At 72.5% G+C, this 15327-nt stretch carries 13 protein-coding genes, 1 tRNA gene and 1 pseudogene; 1 reads left to right on the top strand and 14 read right to left on the bottom strand.

Features of this window, described 5'->3' with window-relative positions; all coding sequences use genetic code 11:
• Positions 1-53: 53 nt before the first annotated feature.
• From ACSNOK_RS20370 to ACSNOK_RS20335, 8 genes and pseudogenes are all read right to left on the bottom strand, one after another.
• Complete coding sequence (locus tag ACSNOK_RS20370; RefSeq protein ID WP_436782157.1) at positions 54-1433, bottom strand: GH1 family beta-glucosidase; 1380 nt, start codon at positions 1431-1433, stop codon at positions 54-56.
• Between the two features lie 70 nt (positions 1434-1503).
• Positions 1504-2406: a carbohydrate ABC transporter permease gene (locus tag ACSNOK_RS20365; RefSeq protein ID WP_436782156.1), complete on the bottom strand. Its 903-nt coding sequence runs from the start codon at positions 2404-2406 to the stop codon at positions 1504-1506.
• A gap of 9 nt (positions 2407-2415) precedes the next feature.
• A complete protein-coding gene (locus ACSNOK_RS20360; protein WP_436782155.1) occupies positions 2416-3438 on the bottom strand; it encodes a carbohydrate ABC transporter permease in 1023 nt (340 codons plus the stop codon).
• Entirely contained in the window at positions 3435-4754 is a 1320-nt protein-coding gene (locus ACSNOK_RS20355) for an ABC transporter substrate-binding protein (RefSeq protein WP_436782154.1), read from the bottom strand. Before ACSNOK_RS20355 ends, ACSNOK_RS20360 begins: the two co-directional genes overlap by 4 nt.
• Before the next feature lie 329 nt (positions 4755-5083).
• A tRNA-His gene (locus tag ACSNOK_RS20350) sits at positions 5084-5156 on the bottom strand.
• Between the two features lie 152 nt (positions 5157-5308).
• Positions 5309-5914 (bottom strand): oligoribonuclease, encoded by a 606-nt coding sequence (gene orn / locus ACSNOK_RS20345; RefSeq protein WP_436782153.1) that lies wholly within the window; start codon positions 5912-5914, stop codon positions 5309-5311.
• A 5-nt stretch (positions 5915-5919) separates the two neighbouring features.
• Positions 5920-7284: pseudogene (locus tag ACSNOK_RS20340) on the bottom strand (GlxA family transcriptional regulator).
• Between the two features lie 367 nt (positions 7285-7651).
• Positions 7652-8095 (bottom strand): hypothetical protein, encoded by a 444-nt coding sequence (locus tag ACSNOK_RS20335; protein WP_436782152.1) that lies wholly within the window; start codon positions 8093-8095, stop codon positions 7652-7654.
• A gap of 461 nt (positions 8096-8556) precedes the next feature.
• On the opposite strand from ACSNOK_RS20335, the gene ACSNOK_RS20330 reads away from it, so the two are divergent.
• The gene (locus tag ACSNOK_RS20330; protein WP_344030171.1) at positions 8557-9078 is read left to right on the top strand and encodes a universal stress protein; all 522 of its coding nucleotides are present in this window, start codon (positions 8557-8559) and stop codon (positions 9076-9078) included.
• Positions 9079-9517: 439 nt separating this feature from the next.
• On the opposite strand, the gene glmS is transcribed toward ACSNOK_RS20330, so the two are convergent.
• From glmS to ACSNOK_RS20300, 6 genes are all read right to left on the bottom strand, one after another.
• The gene (gene glmS / locus ACSNOK_RS20325; protein ID WP_436782151.1) at positions 9518-11338 is read right to left on the bottom strand and encodes a glutamine--fructose-6-phosphate transaminase (isomerizing); all 1821 of its coding nucleotides are present in this window, start codon (positions 11336-11338) and stop codon (positions 9518-9520) included.
• Between the two features lie 96 nt (positions 11339-11434).
• Positions 11435-11710: a hypothetical protein gene (locus ACSNOK_RS20320; RefSeq protein ID WP_185946059.1), complete on the bottom strand. Its 276-nt coding sequence runs from the start codon at positions 11708-11710 to the stop codon at positions 11435-11437.
• Positions 11711-11797: 87 nt separating this feature from the next.
• The gene (locus ACSNOK_RS20315; protein WP_436782150.1) at positions 11798-12679 is read right to left on the bottom strand and encodes a DUF4429 domain-containing protein; all 882 of its coding nucleotides are present in this window, start codon (positions 12677-12679) and stop codon (positions 11798-11800) included.
• 138 nt (positions 12680-12817) lie between these two features.
• Positions 12818-13978: an acyl-CoA dehydrogenase family protein gene (locus tag ACSNOK_RS20310; RefSeq protein WP_436782158.1), complete on the bottom strand. Its 1161-nt coding sequence runs from the start codon at positions 13976-13978 to the stop codon at positions 12818-12820.
• A 6-nt stretch (positions 13979-13984) separates the two neighbouring features.
• Positions 13985-14926, bottom strand: coding sequence for a hydroxymethylglutaryl-CoA lyase (locus ACSNOK_RS20305; RefSeq protein ID WP_436782149.1), 942 nt, complete (start codon positions 14924-14926; stop codon positions 13985-13987).
• Positions 14923-15327: acetyl-CoA carboxylase biotin carboxyl carrier protein subunit (locus tag ACSNOK_RS20300; RefSeq protein ID WP_436782148.1), on the bottom strand; the 405-nt coding region annotated here is incomplete at its 5' end. The genes ACSNOK_RS20305 and ACSNOK_RS20300, both read right to left, overlap by 4 nt.

Genomic DNA, 15327 nt, shown 5'->3' with positions numbered 1-15327 from the left:
CCCCCCCCCCCCAAGAAACGGCGAAAGGGCGGGACCGGGGCACCCTCCGCCGGCTACGCCGGCAGCACGCGCCCAGCCCGCACCACCCCCCGGTACCACTCCCCACTCCCCTTCACCGTCCGCGACAACGTCGCGTAATCGACGTACACGATCCCGAACCGCTTCCCATACCCGTACGCCCACTCGAAGTTGTCGAGCAACGACCACACGAAGAACCCCCACACATCCGCCCCGTCCCCCAACGCCCGCAGCACCGCGCCGAGATGCCCGCGCAGATAGGCGATGCGGTCCGGATCGTGCACCGCCCCCCGGGCGTCCGGCTTGTCGTCGTAGGCGGCGCCGTTCTCGGAGACGGCGAGCGGCAGCCCGGGTGCCTCGCGGGTGAAGCGCATCAGGAGGTCGTACAGGCCGCTGGGGTCGACGGTCCAGTCCATGGCCGTCCGGGGGCCCGGCGGCTGGTGGAAGGCGACGCCCTGGGCCCCGGGATAGGGCGAAGGCGCAGGTGAGGGGCGGTTGTCAGTGGCGGCTGATACAACGGACGGCGTGTAGTAGTTGATGCCCAGCCAGTCGAGGGGGTGCTTGATGACGGAGGTGTCGCCGTCGCGGACGAACGACCAGTCCGTGATCCCGGCCGTGTCGTCGATCAGGTCGGCGGGGTACGCGCCGTGCAGCATGGGCCCGGTGAAGATACGGGTGGAGAGCGCGTCGATACGCCGCTGAGCGTCCAGGTCGGCGGGTGACGTGGTGCGGGCCCGGACGGCGTTCGGGTTGAGGACGACCGCGACGCGCGCCCGGCGCGGCAGGGTGGCGCGGAGCGCCTGGGCGCCGAGCCCGTGGGCGAGGTTGAGGTGGTGCGCGGCCCGCAGGGCCGCCGCGTCGTCGGTGCGGCCGGGGGCGTGCACCCCGGAGGCGTAGCCCAGGAAGGCGCTGCACCAGGGCTCGTTGAGCGTTGCCCAGGAGTCGACGCGGTCGCCCAGGGCCCGGGCGACGAGCTCGGCGTAGTCGGCGAAGCGGTAGGCGGTCTCGCGGGCCGGCCAGCCGCCCGCCGTCTCCAGTTCCTGCGGCAGGTCCCAGTGGTAGAGGGTGAGGACGGGCTTGATGCCGTGGGCGAGGAGCTCGTCGACGAGCCGGCGGTAGAAGTCGAGGCCCTTCGAGGAGGCGGGTCCGCTGCCGGTGGGCTGGACGCGGGGCCAGGAGACGGAGAAGCGGTAGGCGCCCAGGCCGAGGCCGGACATCAGACGGACGTCCTCGGCGTACCGGTGGTAGTGGTCGGTGGCCGTGTCGCCGGTGTCGCCGTTCAGCACCTTGCCGGGCGTGTGGCTGAAGGTGTCCCAGATGGAGGGGGTGCGGCCGTCCTCGTGGACCGCGCCCTCCACCTGGTACGCGGCGGTCGCGGCGCCCCAGACGAAACCGGGAGGGAAGGTCGTGGGCATGAGCACGCTCCGGAGGGGAGGGGATGGGGAGATGACGGAAGCGACGGAAGCGACGGATGCGGCACGGGCGTCAGCCCTTCACCGCGCCGCGCATGATGCCGCCGACGATGTGCCGCCCGAAGAGGGCGAGGACGAGCAGCAGCGGCAGTGTGCCGAGCAGCGCCCCGGCCATCACGACGGCCTGGTCGGGGACGTAGCCGCGGCCGAGGCCGGTGAGGGCCACCTGGACGGTCGGGTTGTCCTGGGTCAGCGCGATCACGGGCCAGAAGAAGTCGTTCCACGCCTGGACGAAGGAGAGCATGCCGAGCACCGCCATCGCCGGCCGCGCGACGGGCAGGACGACGTGCCGGACGACGCGCAGACTGCCGGCGCCGTCGACCCGGGCGGCCTCGATCAGCTCGGTGGGCAGCGCCTCCGCCAGGTACTGCCGCATGAAGAACACGCCGAAGGCGCTCACCAGGGTGGGCAGGACGACCGTCTGCAGCCGGTCGGTCCAGCCCAGTTCCGCGATGACGGCGAACAGCGGGACCACGGACAGCTGCGGGGGCACCATCATCGTGCCGACCACCACCGCCAGCAGGGCGTTCCGCCCCCGGAACCGCAGCTTGGCGAAGGCGAAGCCGGCGAGGGTGCAGAAGAGGACGGTGCCGAGGGCGACGCTGCCGGCGACCAGCGTCGTGTTCAGCAGGGCCAGGCCCAGGTTGGCGTCGCTCCACGCGATGCCCAGGTTGTGCGGCAGGTTGCCGCCGAACCAGAGGGGCGGCGGGGTGCGCGCCAGCCGGATGTTGTCGTGGGAGGCCGCGACGGCCGTCCACACCAGCGGCAGGACCGAGCCCGCGGTGAAGAGGACGAGCACGGCGTAGCCGAGCGGCCCGGCGTGCGGCCGGCCGCCGCCGGGTCGGCGCCGCCGGTGACGGTGATGACGGCCGGCCGGGGCCGGGGGGCCGCCGGCGGGTGTGACGGGGAGGGACACGGCGGCTCCTCACCGGTCCGCGCGCGGCCGGCGGGCGAGCAGCCCGCCCACGGCGGCGACCAGCAGCAGGATCAGGAACATGGCCCAGGCCACGGCGGAGGCCCGGCCGAGGTGGAAGCCGAACCACCCCTGTTCGTACAGATAGAGGCCCAGGGTCTGGAACTGGTGCGAGGCCCCGCCCTTCTGCCCGGCCGCCCCGCCGAACAGCAGGGGCTCGCCGAACAACTGCGTGGCCCCGATCGTCGAGACGACGACGGTGAACAGGATCGTCGGCCGCAGCGACGGCACGGTGACGTGCCGGAACTGCCGTGCTCGCGAGGCGCCGTCCAGCGCCGCCGACTCGTACAGCTCGTCGGGGATCGCCTGCATGGCGGCCAGGTAGATCAGCGCGTTGTAGCCCGTCCACCGCCAGACGACGATCGAGGAGACGGCGAGCCGGGACGCCCAGGTGCCGTTCTGCCAGTCCACCGGGTCCGCGCCGGCCAGCCCCAGCGCCCAGTTGACCAGCCCGTAGTCCCGTCCGTAGAGCAGGACGAAGACCAGGGTGGCCGCGGCGACCGAGGTGGCGTACGGGGTGAGCACGGCGACGCGCCAGAAGGTGGCCGCCCGAAGCCGCTGGTGCAGCAGGTGGGCGAGGCCGAGGGCCGTCAGCAGTTGGGGGACGGTCGAGAGCACTCCGATGGTGAAGGTGTTGGCCAGGGCGTTCCAGAAGAACTCGTCGTGCAGCAGCCGGAGGTAGTTGCGGGCCCCGACCCACTCCATCCGGCCCGCGTCGCCCAGTTCCGTGAGTTCGAGCCGGTGGAGTGAGACCCAGCCGGTCCACAGGAGGGGGAAGAGACCGAATGCGGAGAAGAACAGGAAGAACGGCGCCACGAAGGCGTACGGACTCCAGCGCACGTCCCACCGGTGGCGGCGGACGCGCCAGGCGGTACGACGGTCCGGGACCGGCGGGGTGCGGTCCGGATGGGGAGCCGGGCCCGGGAGCGGGCGCGCGCCGGGGTCCTCGGCGGTGGTGGGCGGTGCCGCGGTCATTCGTCCACCGCGTTGTGGATCTCCTTCTGGACCGCCGCCCAGGCCGCCCGCGGAGACCTGCCCTGCTGCTCGACCTGCGGGATGCCGACGTCGGTGAAGGCGGTGCCGATCTGCTGCTCGCGCGGCCCGGTCACCGGTGTGGGCGCGCCCCGGGCGGCCCGGGCGAAGATCCGCGCGACGGGCGCGTCGCCGAAGTAGGGGTTCCGGGCGTCCCGGAGCTCCGGCATGCCGTAGGAGGCCGGGGTGGAGGGGAAGCTCGACTGCCGGGCGAAGAGCCGGGCCTGCTGGGCGGGCGCGGTCAGCCAGACGGCGAGGGCCACGGCCTGCGCCCGGTGCGGGGCGGCTTTCGGCACGGTGAGGAAGGAGCCACCCCAGCTGGCCGGGCGGGGTGCCGCCGCCACGTCCCACAGGCCCCGGCCCGCGTCTCCCGACTTCTCCTTGATGTAGCCGAGCATCCACGGCGGACAGGCCACGGTGGCGAAGCGGCCGTTGGCGTACGCCTGGTCCCAGGGCTTCTCGAACTGGCGCAGGCGCGCGGTCAGCCCCTCGCGGGCCGCCCGCACCGCCAGGTCCCAGGCCGCCCGGACGGCCGGCCCGCCGGTGTACAGCGGTCGGCCGGACCGGTCGTAATAGCGCTCCGCGTAGCCCTGGACGGCGGCGTTGTAGACGCCGGCCGCCGAGTCGGTGAAGACCGTGCCCGCCGGGGCCCGCTTCCGGTAGGCGCGGCCGACGTCGAGGTACTTCCGCCAGTCGCCGGCCCACAGCCGGCCGACGGCCTCCCGGTCCGTGGGGAGTCCGGCGCGGCGGAAGAGATCCTTGCGGTAGCAGACGGCGATCGGCCCGATGTCCGTCCCGAGGCCGACCGTCCGGCCGTCCGGGGCGGTGGCCTGGGCCCACTTCCAGTCCAGCCAGTCCGCCCGGCGGACACTGGGGGCCCGGGAGAGGTCCTCAAGCCGCCGGCCCTGGCCCGCCGCCAGGTCGTACACGGTGCCGGCCTCGACCGCCTGGACGTCCGCCAGCCCGCTGCCGGTCACCAGATGCGTCAGGAACTGGGGGAAGTAGGTGTCGTTCCGCTCGATCACGTTCTCCTTGATCCGGATCTCCGGGTGCAGCCGCTCGTACTCGGCGTAGAGCCCGGCCTGCCGGTAGCCGAAGACCCCGAAGGTGCCGACGGAGAGCGTGGTCCGCCCGTCGTCGCCGGCCGTGCAGCCGATGAGCGTCGCGGCCAGGAGCGGTCCGGCCGCCAGCGCGGCCCGTACCCGGCGGGCCCGGGGCCGGGACCGGGGGCGCCGCCGTCCGTGGGTGCCGCCGCGCATGCTCCTCCTGATGCCGTGGCCGTGCCGTGCCCCGTGCCGCCGCCGACGGTGCGGCCGGTCCGCCAAAGGGCGTGCCGAGCCGGACCATTGGGGCCTTCGGGACCGCTCCGAGACTTGCCGCAACCTGGCGTAGTGTCAAGGACGCGCTGCGTGACGTGACGTGGGGGGTGAAAGGGAGGGGAGAGACGCCTTCGGCGTGTCGTGGCGGCGTGGCAGGCGTGGCGGGGGCGCCGAGGCTGACGGCCGTTCGGATGCGCGGGCGCGGAGATGCGGCCGGGAACGCCGAAGGCCCCGACCCGGTTTCCCGGATCAGGGCCTTCGGCTCTGAGGGTGAGTAACGGGACTCGAACCCGCGACATCCTGGACCACAACCAGGTGCTCTACCAGCTGAGCTATACCCACCATGACCGGCGTTCGTTTCCGTGTTTCCCACCGGCCGAGAAGAAGTCTACAGGGTCCGGAGGGGTGCTCGCTCCCGGCTTTCGCCGTGCCGGGAGCGAGCTGCGTCACTCCGCCGGAATCCCCGTGGGGACGACGGCCGGGCGACGGCTGACCTACGACTGAACAGGAAGGACGTGCTTGGCCGCGATCGCCTTCGCCGTGTCGGAGTCCGGACCGGGCTGCGGTACGAAGATCGCCTCGCGGTAGTAGCGGAGCTCGGCGATGGACTCGCGGATGTCGGCGAGGGCCCGGTGGTTGCCGGCCTTCTTCGGGCTGGCGAAGTAGGCCCGGGGGAACCAGCGCCGGGACAGCTCCTTCACCGACGAGACGTCGACGATGCGGTAGTGCAGGTGCTTCTCCAGCTCCGGCATGTCCCGCAGCAGGAAGCCGCGGTCGGTGCCGACCGAGTTTCCGCACAGCGGGGCCTTGCCCGGCTCCGGGACGTACTCGCGGATGTACGCCAGGACCTGCCGCTCCGCTTCCTGGAGCGTCGTCCCGCCGTCCAGCTCGTCGAGCAGCCCGGAGGCCGTGTGCATCTGGCGCACCACCTCGGGCATGGTGGTCAGGGCCTCGGCGGGCGGGCGGATGACGATGTCCACACCGTCGCCGAGGATGTTCAGCTCGGAGTCGGTGACCAGGGCGGCCACCTCGATGAGCGCGTCGGTCGACAGCGAGAGCCCGGTCATCTCGCAGTCGATCCACACCATGCGATCGTTCATGGAACTCACCCTACGGGGCGTTCCCGCTGGCCGGGCAGGTGCGGGCTGTACAGGTCGGACTCCGGCTTGCCCGGTTCCACGGCGCCCGGGCCGTGGCCGAACCCCGGGTTCCCCGGCCCGTGCCCCAGGGGCATCCCGTGTCCGGGATGCCCGTGCCCGCCGTGCCCACCGGAGTGCGGTGGGCCGCCGAGCGGACCGGCCGCGGCGTGCGCGGCGGCCAGGGCCGTCCGTCTCAGTCCGACCACCGACGGCTCCCCGGGCCGGGGCTCCATCGGCTCCGGCCCGCCGAAGCGGTCACCGCGCCCGTCCCGGTCCGGCCGCTCGGCGCGCTCCGGCCGGCCGTCGGGGCCGCCCTGGGGACGCCGCGCCCGGTAGGCCGCCCGGTAGGCGGCGGGGGAGGACCCCAGCTGCCGCCGGAAGTGGCCGCGCAGGGCGACGGGGGAACGGAAACCGCAGCGCCCGGCGACCTCGTCCACGGAGTAGTCGGACGTCTCCAGCAGCCGTTGTGCCTGGAGCACCCGCTGGGTGATCAGCCACTGGAGCGGCGCGCTGCCGGTGAGCGAACGGAACCGCCGGTCGAAGGTGCGGCGGCTCATATAGGCGCGGGCGGCCAGGGTCTCCACGTCGAACTGCTCGTGGAGGTGCTCCAGCGCCCAGGCGACGACCTCGGCGAGCGGGTCGGCGCCGATCTCCTCCGGTAAAGACCGGTCGAGGTAGCGCTCCTGGCCGCCGCTGCGGCGCGGCGGTACGACGAGGCGTCGGGCGAGCGCCCCGGCGGCGTCCGCGCCGTGGTCGGTGCGGACGATGTGCAGGCACAGGTCGATGCCGGCGGCGGTGCCCGCGGAGGTCAGGACGTCACCGTCGTCCACGAAGAGCTCCCGGGGGTCCACATGGACCGAGGGGTAGCGCTTGGCGAGCGTCGGCGCGTACATTCAGTGGGTGGTGGCGGGTCTGCCGTCGAGCAGTCCCGCGGCGGCCAGTACGAAGGCCCCGGTGCACAGCCCGACGATGCGGGCGCCTTCCTCGTGCGCGCGGCGCAGCGCGTCGAGGGCGGCGGGCGGCGGCGGCTGGGTGATGGACCGCCAGGCCGGGACGACGACGGTGCCGGCCCTGGAGAGCGCCTCCAGGCCGTACGGCGCGGTCAGTTCCAGACCGCCGGTCGTTCGCAATGGCACATCTTCGCCCGCGCAGACGAGCAGGCGATAACGGGGGACGCCGGCGTCCTGCCGGTCGATCCCGAATACGGAGAGCGGAATGGAGCTTTCGAAGATCGGGCCGCCGCTGAAAAGCAGTACGGCGACGATCTCCCGGCGGCGGCGTCCGGAGAGCTTGCGCACGGTCTCCGGTACGGTCGTGGAGTCCTGGCTCATGGCGCTAAGCCCCCCTCGGCGGTCGAGTCCTCTCGGTCCTGCACGTTTCCCCTCGGTCCTGAACGGTTCCCCCGCCGGTCATGGCCAAGATCGAATCTACTGCGTCGGATGTAGTCGCGGTGACCAGTTCACCATCCGGCTCTATGTCGACATGACAACTTGGCGCGAAGCGTTCGATCACGAAGCGTTGCACTTGCAGGGCCCGCTGAAAAGTACGCCTCTCGCCACTGCCCTCTCGGCGTAGGGATCAACCGCCCTCAGCGGTCCTTTCCTTGCTGGTCGCCCGGCTGTTGGGGGCTGGTCAGGCCAAGCGAGGGCCATCGGCCTGAAGTTGGCCGAAAACATACGGGTGTCGTCGTACGAAAAATCAGTCGACGTACGTACTGGTGCCCATGTGGCGTGCGCCGCGATGCGTACCGGTACCCGTGCGGCCGTGCCGGCCGCGGTGCGGGGAGACCGGTGTACCGGCCCGTCCGAGTGCCTCTTCGGCGAGGTCGCCGAGGGCCCCTTCGAGCGCTCCGGCGATCCGTTCGTCCCGGCTCGCCCGGCCGCCCCCGGCGGCGCGGCCGATGGCCCGCAGGCCGCGCCCGGCGGCCCGTTCCGAGCGGCGGAGCAGGGCGTGGCAGGCGCAGGTGACCGCCACGAGGCCGGCGGCGCTGCCGGCCGCCCCGCCGAAGGACCGCCCGCACATCAGGAGGACGACGGGGACCAGGGCGCAGCTGAACGCCGCCCAGCGCACCACGTCGCTCACCGGATCGGGCGATTCCCGGTCGGGTTCTGCGGCATGGGCGTCGTCGCGGGTTCCGGGCACGGAGCGGCTCCCTGGTGGCGGCTGCTGGCGGTAGTACAACGCCGGTCCGGCGTGTGGGTCACTCGGCGAGCGGGCAGGGGTAGGGACACACGGGGCATTGCGCTGGGGGCGGCCCTCGTGCATGCTCCGGGGAACGCTCACCCGTCAGCCGTCACACCCGTCGAGGGGACACCGCGTGTCGCACCCGTCGTCCGGACGTCCGCCCCCCGGGGACGGCCGTCGCGGGCGGGTGGTCGCCGGCGTCTTCCGGCCCCGTCCGGCGGGCCGGCCTCTGGGCACCCGGCGGGCGGGGCCGTACCCTGGGGAGTAAGTCCTTGAAAAGATGAATCCCGGACGGATTTTTGTCGCCGTATTGACATCCATGCGCCCGCTCGGTGTCCCGTACGGCGGGAAATGTCTCTTCAGTCCACAGCAGCCCACCGCCGACCCTCCGCAAGAGGACTTCCTTCGCCGAGACACCGATGGCCGGTCACGAATTCTCCGAACCCGCGGACCGCAAGCGGATCGCCGATCAGACGGCGCTTCCCGAAGCGGCGGAAGAAACACGTCATTCCTGCGATCCGGCGTTCCAGCACGGCGTCGTGGTGGGTTTCGACGGCTCCACGTCGAGCGAACGGGCGCTTGCTTATGCAATCGGCATGGCCCGGCGCTCCGGCTCGGGCCTGATCATCGTCCATGTGGCCAACCGGCTGCCGACGACCGTCTGGGCGGGCTGTGAACCCCCGGTCTTCGTGGACGTCCCCGACCACCGCACCGAGGTCCTGGGCCTGGAGCTGGCCTGCGCCGACCACCTCTCCGAGGTGCCCTGGATTCTCGTCGAGCGGGGCGGGGACATCTGCCACGAGCTGGAGGAGGTCGGGCGGGAGTACGCGGCCGACGCCATCGTGGTCGGGTCCACCCACGGGATCGTCGGCCGGATCTTCGGCTCGGTGGCCGGGCGGCTGGCGCGGCGGGCGCAGCGTCCCGTGGTGGTCATTCCCTGAGGCGTCGGTCGGAGAGACGCCGGATTCCCCGAGACGGCGAGGACGCCTGGGCGGGACGTCGGGGGTGCTTGGGAGGGGACGTCAGAGGCGCCTGGTGCTTCCGGTGCACGGGACGACGTCCGCCGCTTCGTGGGGCGTCACGACGTCCGCCGCTCCGTGGGGCGTCCGGGGCGCGGTGTGCGCGCCGGCGCCAACTTCCCGGCCCCGTACGCCCGGTGGCGGTTCCCCGCGCCCGTGAGAGGTGCGCGGGGCCCTTCCCGCGGGTACGACACCGGTGAGTGGACGTGCCGCTGGGCGGGAGATGACGGTTCCCGGGGCCGGTGGCATCACCGCCGGCGTGAGGGCGACGCCGGCATCGGGGAGGCGGCCCTCCCCGCGCGCCCGGTGGCACGCGCGGGGAGAGCCGTCGGTCTCGAAGGCCCCGGGCCTTCGGGGGTGACTACTCGACCGTGACGGACTTCGCCAGGTTGCGCGGCTTGTCGATGTCGCGGCCCATCGCCTTGGCCGTGTAGTACGCGAAGAGCTGGAGCGGGATGCCCATCAGGATCGGGTCCAGCTCGTCCTCGTTCTTCGGCACGACGATGGTGTGGTCGGCCTTCTCCTGCTCCTGGTGCGCGACGGCGAGGATACGGCCGCTGCGGGCCTTGATCTCCTCCAGGGCGGCGCGGTTCTTCTCCAGCAGCTCGTCGTCGGGGACGATCGCGACGGTCGGCATGGCGGGCTCGATCAGCGCCAGCGGCCCGTGCTTGAGCTCGGACGCCGGGTAGGCCTCGGCGTGGATGTACGAGACCTCCTTGAGCTTCAGCGACGCCTCGCGGGCCACCGGGTAGCCCCGGACGCGGCCGATGAACATCATCGACTTGGCGTCGGCGTACTCGGCCGCCAGCTTCTCGATCTCCGCCTCGTTGCCGAGGATCTCCTCGATCTGGCCGGGCAGCTTGCGCAGGCCCTCGATGATCCGCTTGCCGTCGGCGACGGACAGGTCGCGGGTGCGGCCCAGGTGCAGGGCGAGCAGGCCGAAGGAGACCACCATGTTGGTGAAGCACTTGGTGGAGACGACGCAGACCTCGGGGCCCGCGTGCACGTAGATGCCGCCGTCGGTCTCCCGGGCGATGGCCGAGCCGACCACGTTGACCAGGCCGAGGACGCGGGCGCCCTTGCGCTTGAGCTCCTGGACGGCGGCGAGCACGTCGTAGGTCTCACCGGACTGCGACACCGCGATGTAGAGGGTGTCGGGGTCCACGACCGGGTTGCGGTAGCGGAACTCGGACGCCGGCTCGGCGTCGGCGGGGATGCGGGCCAGCTCCTCGATCATCTGGGCGCCGATCTGGCCGGCGTGGTACGAGGTGCCGCAGCCGAGGATCTTCACCCGGCGCACCGCGCGGGCGTCGCGGGCGTCCAGGTTGAGGCCGCCGAGGTGCACGGTGGAGAAGCGGTCGTCGATGCGGCCGCGCAGAGCGCGGTCCACGGCGTCGGCCTGCTCGTGGATCTCCTTGTGCATGTACGTGTCGTGGCCGCCCATGTCGTACGACTCGGCCTCCCACTCCACGGTGGTCGGCTGCGACGAGGTGGTCGAGCCCTCGGTGGTGTAGGTGCGGTAGTCGTCGGCCTTCAGGGTGGCCATCTCGCCGTCGTCGAGGGTGACGACCTGGCGGGTGTGGCTGACCAGGGCGGCGACGTCGGAGGAGACGAACATCTCCTTCTCGCCTATGCCGAGGACGACCGGCGAGCCGTTGCGGGCGACGACGATGCGGTCCGGGAAGTCGGCGTGCAGCACGGCGATGCCGTAGGTGCCCTCGATGTGCCGGACGGCCTCGCGGACCTTCTCCTCCAGCGTGGCGGCCTGCGAGCGGCCGATCAGGTGGGCGAGGACCTCGGTGTCGGTGTCGGAGAGGAACGTCACGCCGTCGGCGGTCAGCTTGGCGCGCAGCTCGGAGGCGTTGTCGATGATGCCGTTGTGGACGACGGCGACCTTCTCGTCGGCGTCCACGTGCGGGTGGGCGTTGACGTCGTTGGGGGCGCCGTGGGTGGCCCAGCGGGTGTGCGCGATGCCGGTGGTGCCGTTGAAGCGCTTGGGGAGGCGGGCCTCCAGCTCACGCACGCGGCCCTTGGCCTTGGCGGTCTTCAGGCCGCCGGCCTTGCCGCTCGCGTGCAGGGCGATGCCCGCGGAGTCGTAGCCGCGGTACTCCAGGCGCTGGAGACCCTCCAGCAGGAGCGGGGCGACGTCGCGCTTCCCGATGTAACCGACGATTCCGCACATAAGTGATGACCCTCCCTGACAAACGATCGATGATGCCCGCGGGCGGCAGCAGCCGCCGTCCTGCCGGGGACGCTTCGTCCCGGACCCCGGTCCGCCTCAGCCGTAGACGATGCGCCTCAGCTGGCGCAGCGAGAGCGGGGGCGGGGCGACCGCGCGGTGCGGCAGTTCCGCCGCGATCCGCTCGAAGATCTCCGCGTTCGCCAGGCCACCGGACTGCAGTTCGCGGTGGCGGCGGCGGACGAACTCCTCGGCCGTCTCGTCGAAGTACGCCAGGACGTCCAGGACCACCCGGGCGGCCTCGCCGCGCTGGAGCGGCGTGCTGCGCACCAGGTGGTCCACCAGGTCGTCATGGGACATACGGCGTTCGAGCACCCGTTGATACTGAGGGGTGCCGGAGCGTTTCGCAAGAATCCTGCCCGATTTCGGGCAAGGATGGTGGCAAAGTGTTGATCATTTTGCCTAGAAACGCTGGAGAATCGCCTGTTTCGCGGCAGTGAACTCCTCGTCGGTGAGAATCCCGGACCGGTGCAGCTCGCCCAGCTCCCGCAGCCGGCGGAGCAGCGCGTCATGATCGTCGGCGGGCGGCGCGTCCGCCGGGGCTCGGTCGAGGGCGGCGGGCACCGGCACCTCGTGCACCGGCGCGGCGGGATGCGGCAGCCGGGCGGTGACGGCGGCGCCCAGCAGGGCCATCAGGCCGTCCTTCTTGAAGCCGTAGAGGTCGATGGCGTTCGGGTCGTGCTTGGCGGGGGCCTTGGTGGGCGCGCCCCGGACGGAGAAGCGGAGGAAGCCGTTCTCCAGCCCGGCGCTCGGCCGCCACTCCACGCCGGTGATGTCCGCCAGCGCCAGCTCCCGGGGGCCGCCGGCCGCCTTGCCCTCGTCGGTGACCCAGTTCCACTCCAGGCGGACGGTCTCGCCGTCGAAGGAGGCCGTGCCGTCACCGGCGCCGACCGTCAGCGGGACGGCGGGGCCGGGCAGCAGATAGCGGTCCGCCGGGCCGTCCGGCACCTGCTCCAGCAGCAGGGACGTACGGACCTCCTCCGCGAAGTACTCGGCGACGCCGGCCCGGTCCGGGTCCGTCCTCAGCTGGTACGGGTCGATGGCGTCGGCCATCCGGCCGCGGGTCACCTGGGTGAGCGGGTCGGCGCCCTCGCGCAGCCGCAGCCGCAGCCGGCCGGCCTTGCGGCCGGGCTCGAAGGAGATGCCCGCCAGGGCCTCCAGCGGCACGGTCAGCTCACCGAGCGTCTGCCGGACCAGGTGTACTCCGCGCTCCCGGCCCGGGACGATGCGTATCGCTTCCCCGTCGAACGTCCACGTGCCGTCCTTCTGGAAGATCTCTGCCATGGGCGAATTCTCGCAGGGAGCGGGCGGTACGGGCAGGCCGGAGGGGAGGGGCGCGCGGGGCCGTCGGGCGCTCGGGCCGGGCGGGCGCGCGGGGCCGGGGAGCGCGGCCGGGAAAGGCTCGCCCGCCCCGGCCGGGGATCAGCCCGCGAGCCCCAGTTCCCGGGCGATCAGCATCCGTTGCACCTCGCTGGTGCCCTCGCCGATCTCCAGGATCTTGGCGTCCCGCCACATACGGGCCACCGGGTACTCGTTCATGAAGCCGTAGCCGCCGTGGATCTGCGTCGCCTCGCGGGCGTTGTCGACCGCGATCTCCGAGGAGTAGAGCTTGGCCAGCGCCGCCTCCTTCTTGAACGGCTCGCCGTGCACCAGCCGGGAGGCCGCGTCACGCCAGGCGAGCCGCGCGGTGTGGGCGCGCATCTCCATGTCGGCGATCTTGAACTGGATGGCCTGGTTGTCGCCGATCGGCCGGCCGAACGCCCGCCGGGTACGGGCGTACGCCAGCGACTCGTCGACGCAGCCCTGGGCCAGCCCGGTGGCCAGCGCGGAGATGGCGATCCGGCCCTCGTCGAGGATGCGCAGGAACTGGGCGTACCCGCGCCCCTCCTCGCCCAGCAGGTTGGCGCGCGGCACCCGGACGTCGGAGAAGGACAGCTCGCGGGTGTCCGAGGCGTTCCAGCCGACCTTGGAGTAGGGGGCCGCGACGGTGAAGCCGGGGGTGCCCGACGGGACGATGATCGAGGAGATCAGCGGCTTGCCGTCCGGCGTGCGGCCGGTGACGGCGGTGACGGTGACGAGGGCGGTGATGTCGGTGCCCGAGTTGGTGATGAAGCACTTGGTGCCGTTGATGACCCACTCGTCGGTGGCCTCGTCCAGCCGGGCGGTGGTGCGGGTGCCGCCCGCGTCCGAACCGCACTCCGGCTCGGTCAGCCCGAAGCCGCCCAGGGCCTCGCCGGCGCACAGCCGGGGCAGCCACTCGCGCTTCTGCTCCTCCGTACCGAAACGGAAGATCGGCATCGCGCCGAGGGAGACGCCGGCCTCCAGGGTGATCGCCACGGACGAGTCGACGCGGGCCAGCTCCTCCAGGGCGATGCCGAGGGCGAGGTAGTCGCCGCCCATCCCGCCGTACTCCTCGGGGAAGGGCAGCCCGAAGAGGCCCATGCGGCCCATGTCGCGGACGATCTCGTAGGGGAATTCGTGGCGCTCGTAGAAGTCGCCGATCTTCGAGGCGATCACGTCGTGGGCGAACTCCTCGACGGTGCGCCGGAGTTCCTCGTGCTCGGGGGTGAGGCGGTGGTCCAGCATGGCTCAGGACTCCTGTTGGGAGATGGCGCGGACGGTGCGGGACGGGCTCGGCCGTCCCAGGTGGGCGGCCATCCACACGCTTGTGGCGGTGAGCCGGCCGAGGTCGACCCCGGTGTCGATGCCGAGGCCGTGGAGCATCCAGACGAGGTCTTCGGTGGCGAGGTTGCCGGTGGCGCTCTTCGCGTACGGGCAGCCGCCGAGGCCGCCCGCGGAGGCGTCGACCGTGGTCACGCCGTGCCGCAGGGCGGTGAGGGTGTTGGCCAGCGCCTGGCCGTAGGTGTCGTGGAAGTGCACGGCGAGGCGGTCCGTGGGGACGCCCGCCACGTTGAACGCGGTGAGGAGGGCCGTGACGTGGCCCGGGGTGGCGACGCCGATGGTGTCGCCGAGGCTCAGTTCGTCGCAGCCCAGTTCGTACAGGCGGCGGCCGACGTCCGCGACGCGTTCGATCGGGACGGGGCCCTCCCAGGGATCCCCGAAGCACATGGAGAGGTAGCCGCGGACCTTCGCGCCCTCGTCCTTCGCGCGGCGGACCACCGGCTCGAACATGGCGAGCGAGGCGTCGACCGTGCGGTTGAGGTTGGCCTTGGCGAACGACTCGGTGGCGCTGGCGAACACCGCGACCTCGCGGACGCCCAGGGCGAGGGCGCGGTCCAGGCCGCGCTCGTTGGGGACGAGGACGGGGAGCCGGACGCCGGTCTCCTGGACGAGCGGTAGGAGCTGCTCGGCGTCCGCGAGCTGCGGCACCCACTCCGGGCGGACGAAGCTCGTCGCCTCGATCGTGCCCAGGCCCGCGTCGGCGAGGCGGCGGATGAAGTCCGCCTTCACCTCGACCGGGACGATCGCCTTCTCGTTCTGCAGTCCGTCGCGGGGGCCGACCTCGTGGATCCGGACGCGGTCCGGGAGGGCGGGGTCCCGTACGGGCATGGGCAGGCCGTCGGCCGTCATGCTTCCTCCTCGGCGGGGCGGTCCGGGGCGACGACGGCCAGGACCTGGTCCATGGCGACCGTGCTGCCGGGGGTGACGTCCAGTTCCGTGACCGTGCCGTCGTGGGGGGCGGCGATGACGTGCTCCATCTTCATCGCCTCCACGACGAGCAGGCTCTGGCCGGCGGTGACGCTGTCCCCGACGGCCGCTTTGACGACGGTGACCGTGCCGGGCATGGGCGCCGTGAGCGCCCCGGCGTGCGCGGCGGCTCCCGCGCCTCCGGCGCCGACCGGGTCGTGGTCGAGGACGTGCCAGGTGTCGCCCTGGTGCGCGAGCCACGCCCCGTTGGGGCTTATGACGAAGGGGGTGGTGTGGCCGTCGAGGTCGAGGGTGAGGCGGTGGGGGCCGGTGCGGAGGAGGCG

The organism is Streptomyces sp. URMC 126 (genome assembly GCF_051386555.1).
GTDB lineage: Bacteria > Actinomycetota > Actinomycetes > Streptomycetales > Streptomycetaceae > Streptomyces.
Note: the sequence above shows the minus strand (reverse complement) of the source record. Positions and strands in the feature narration are given on the sequence as shown.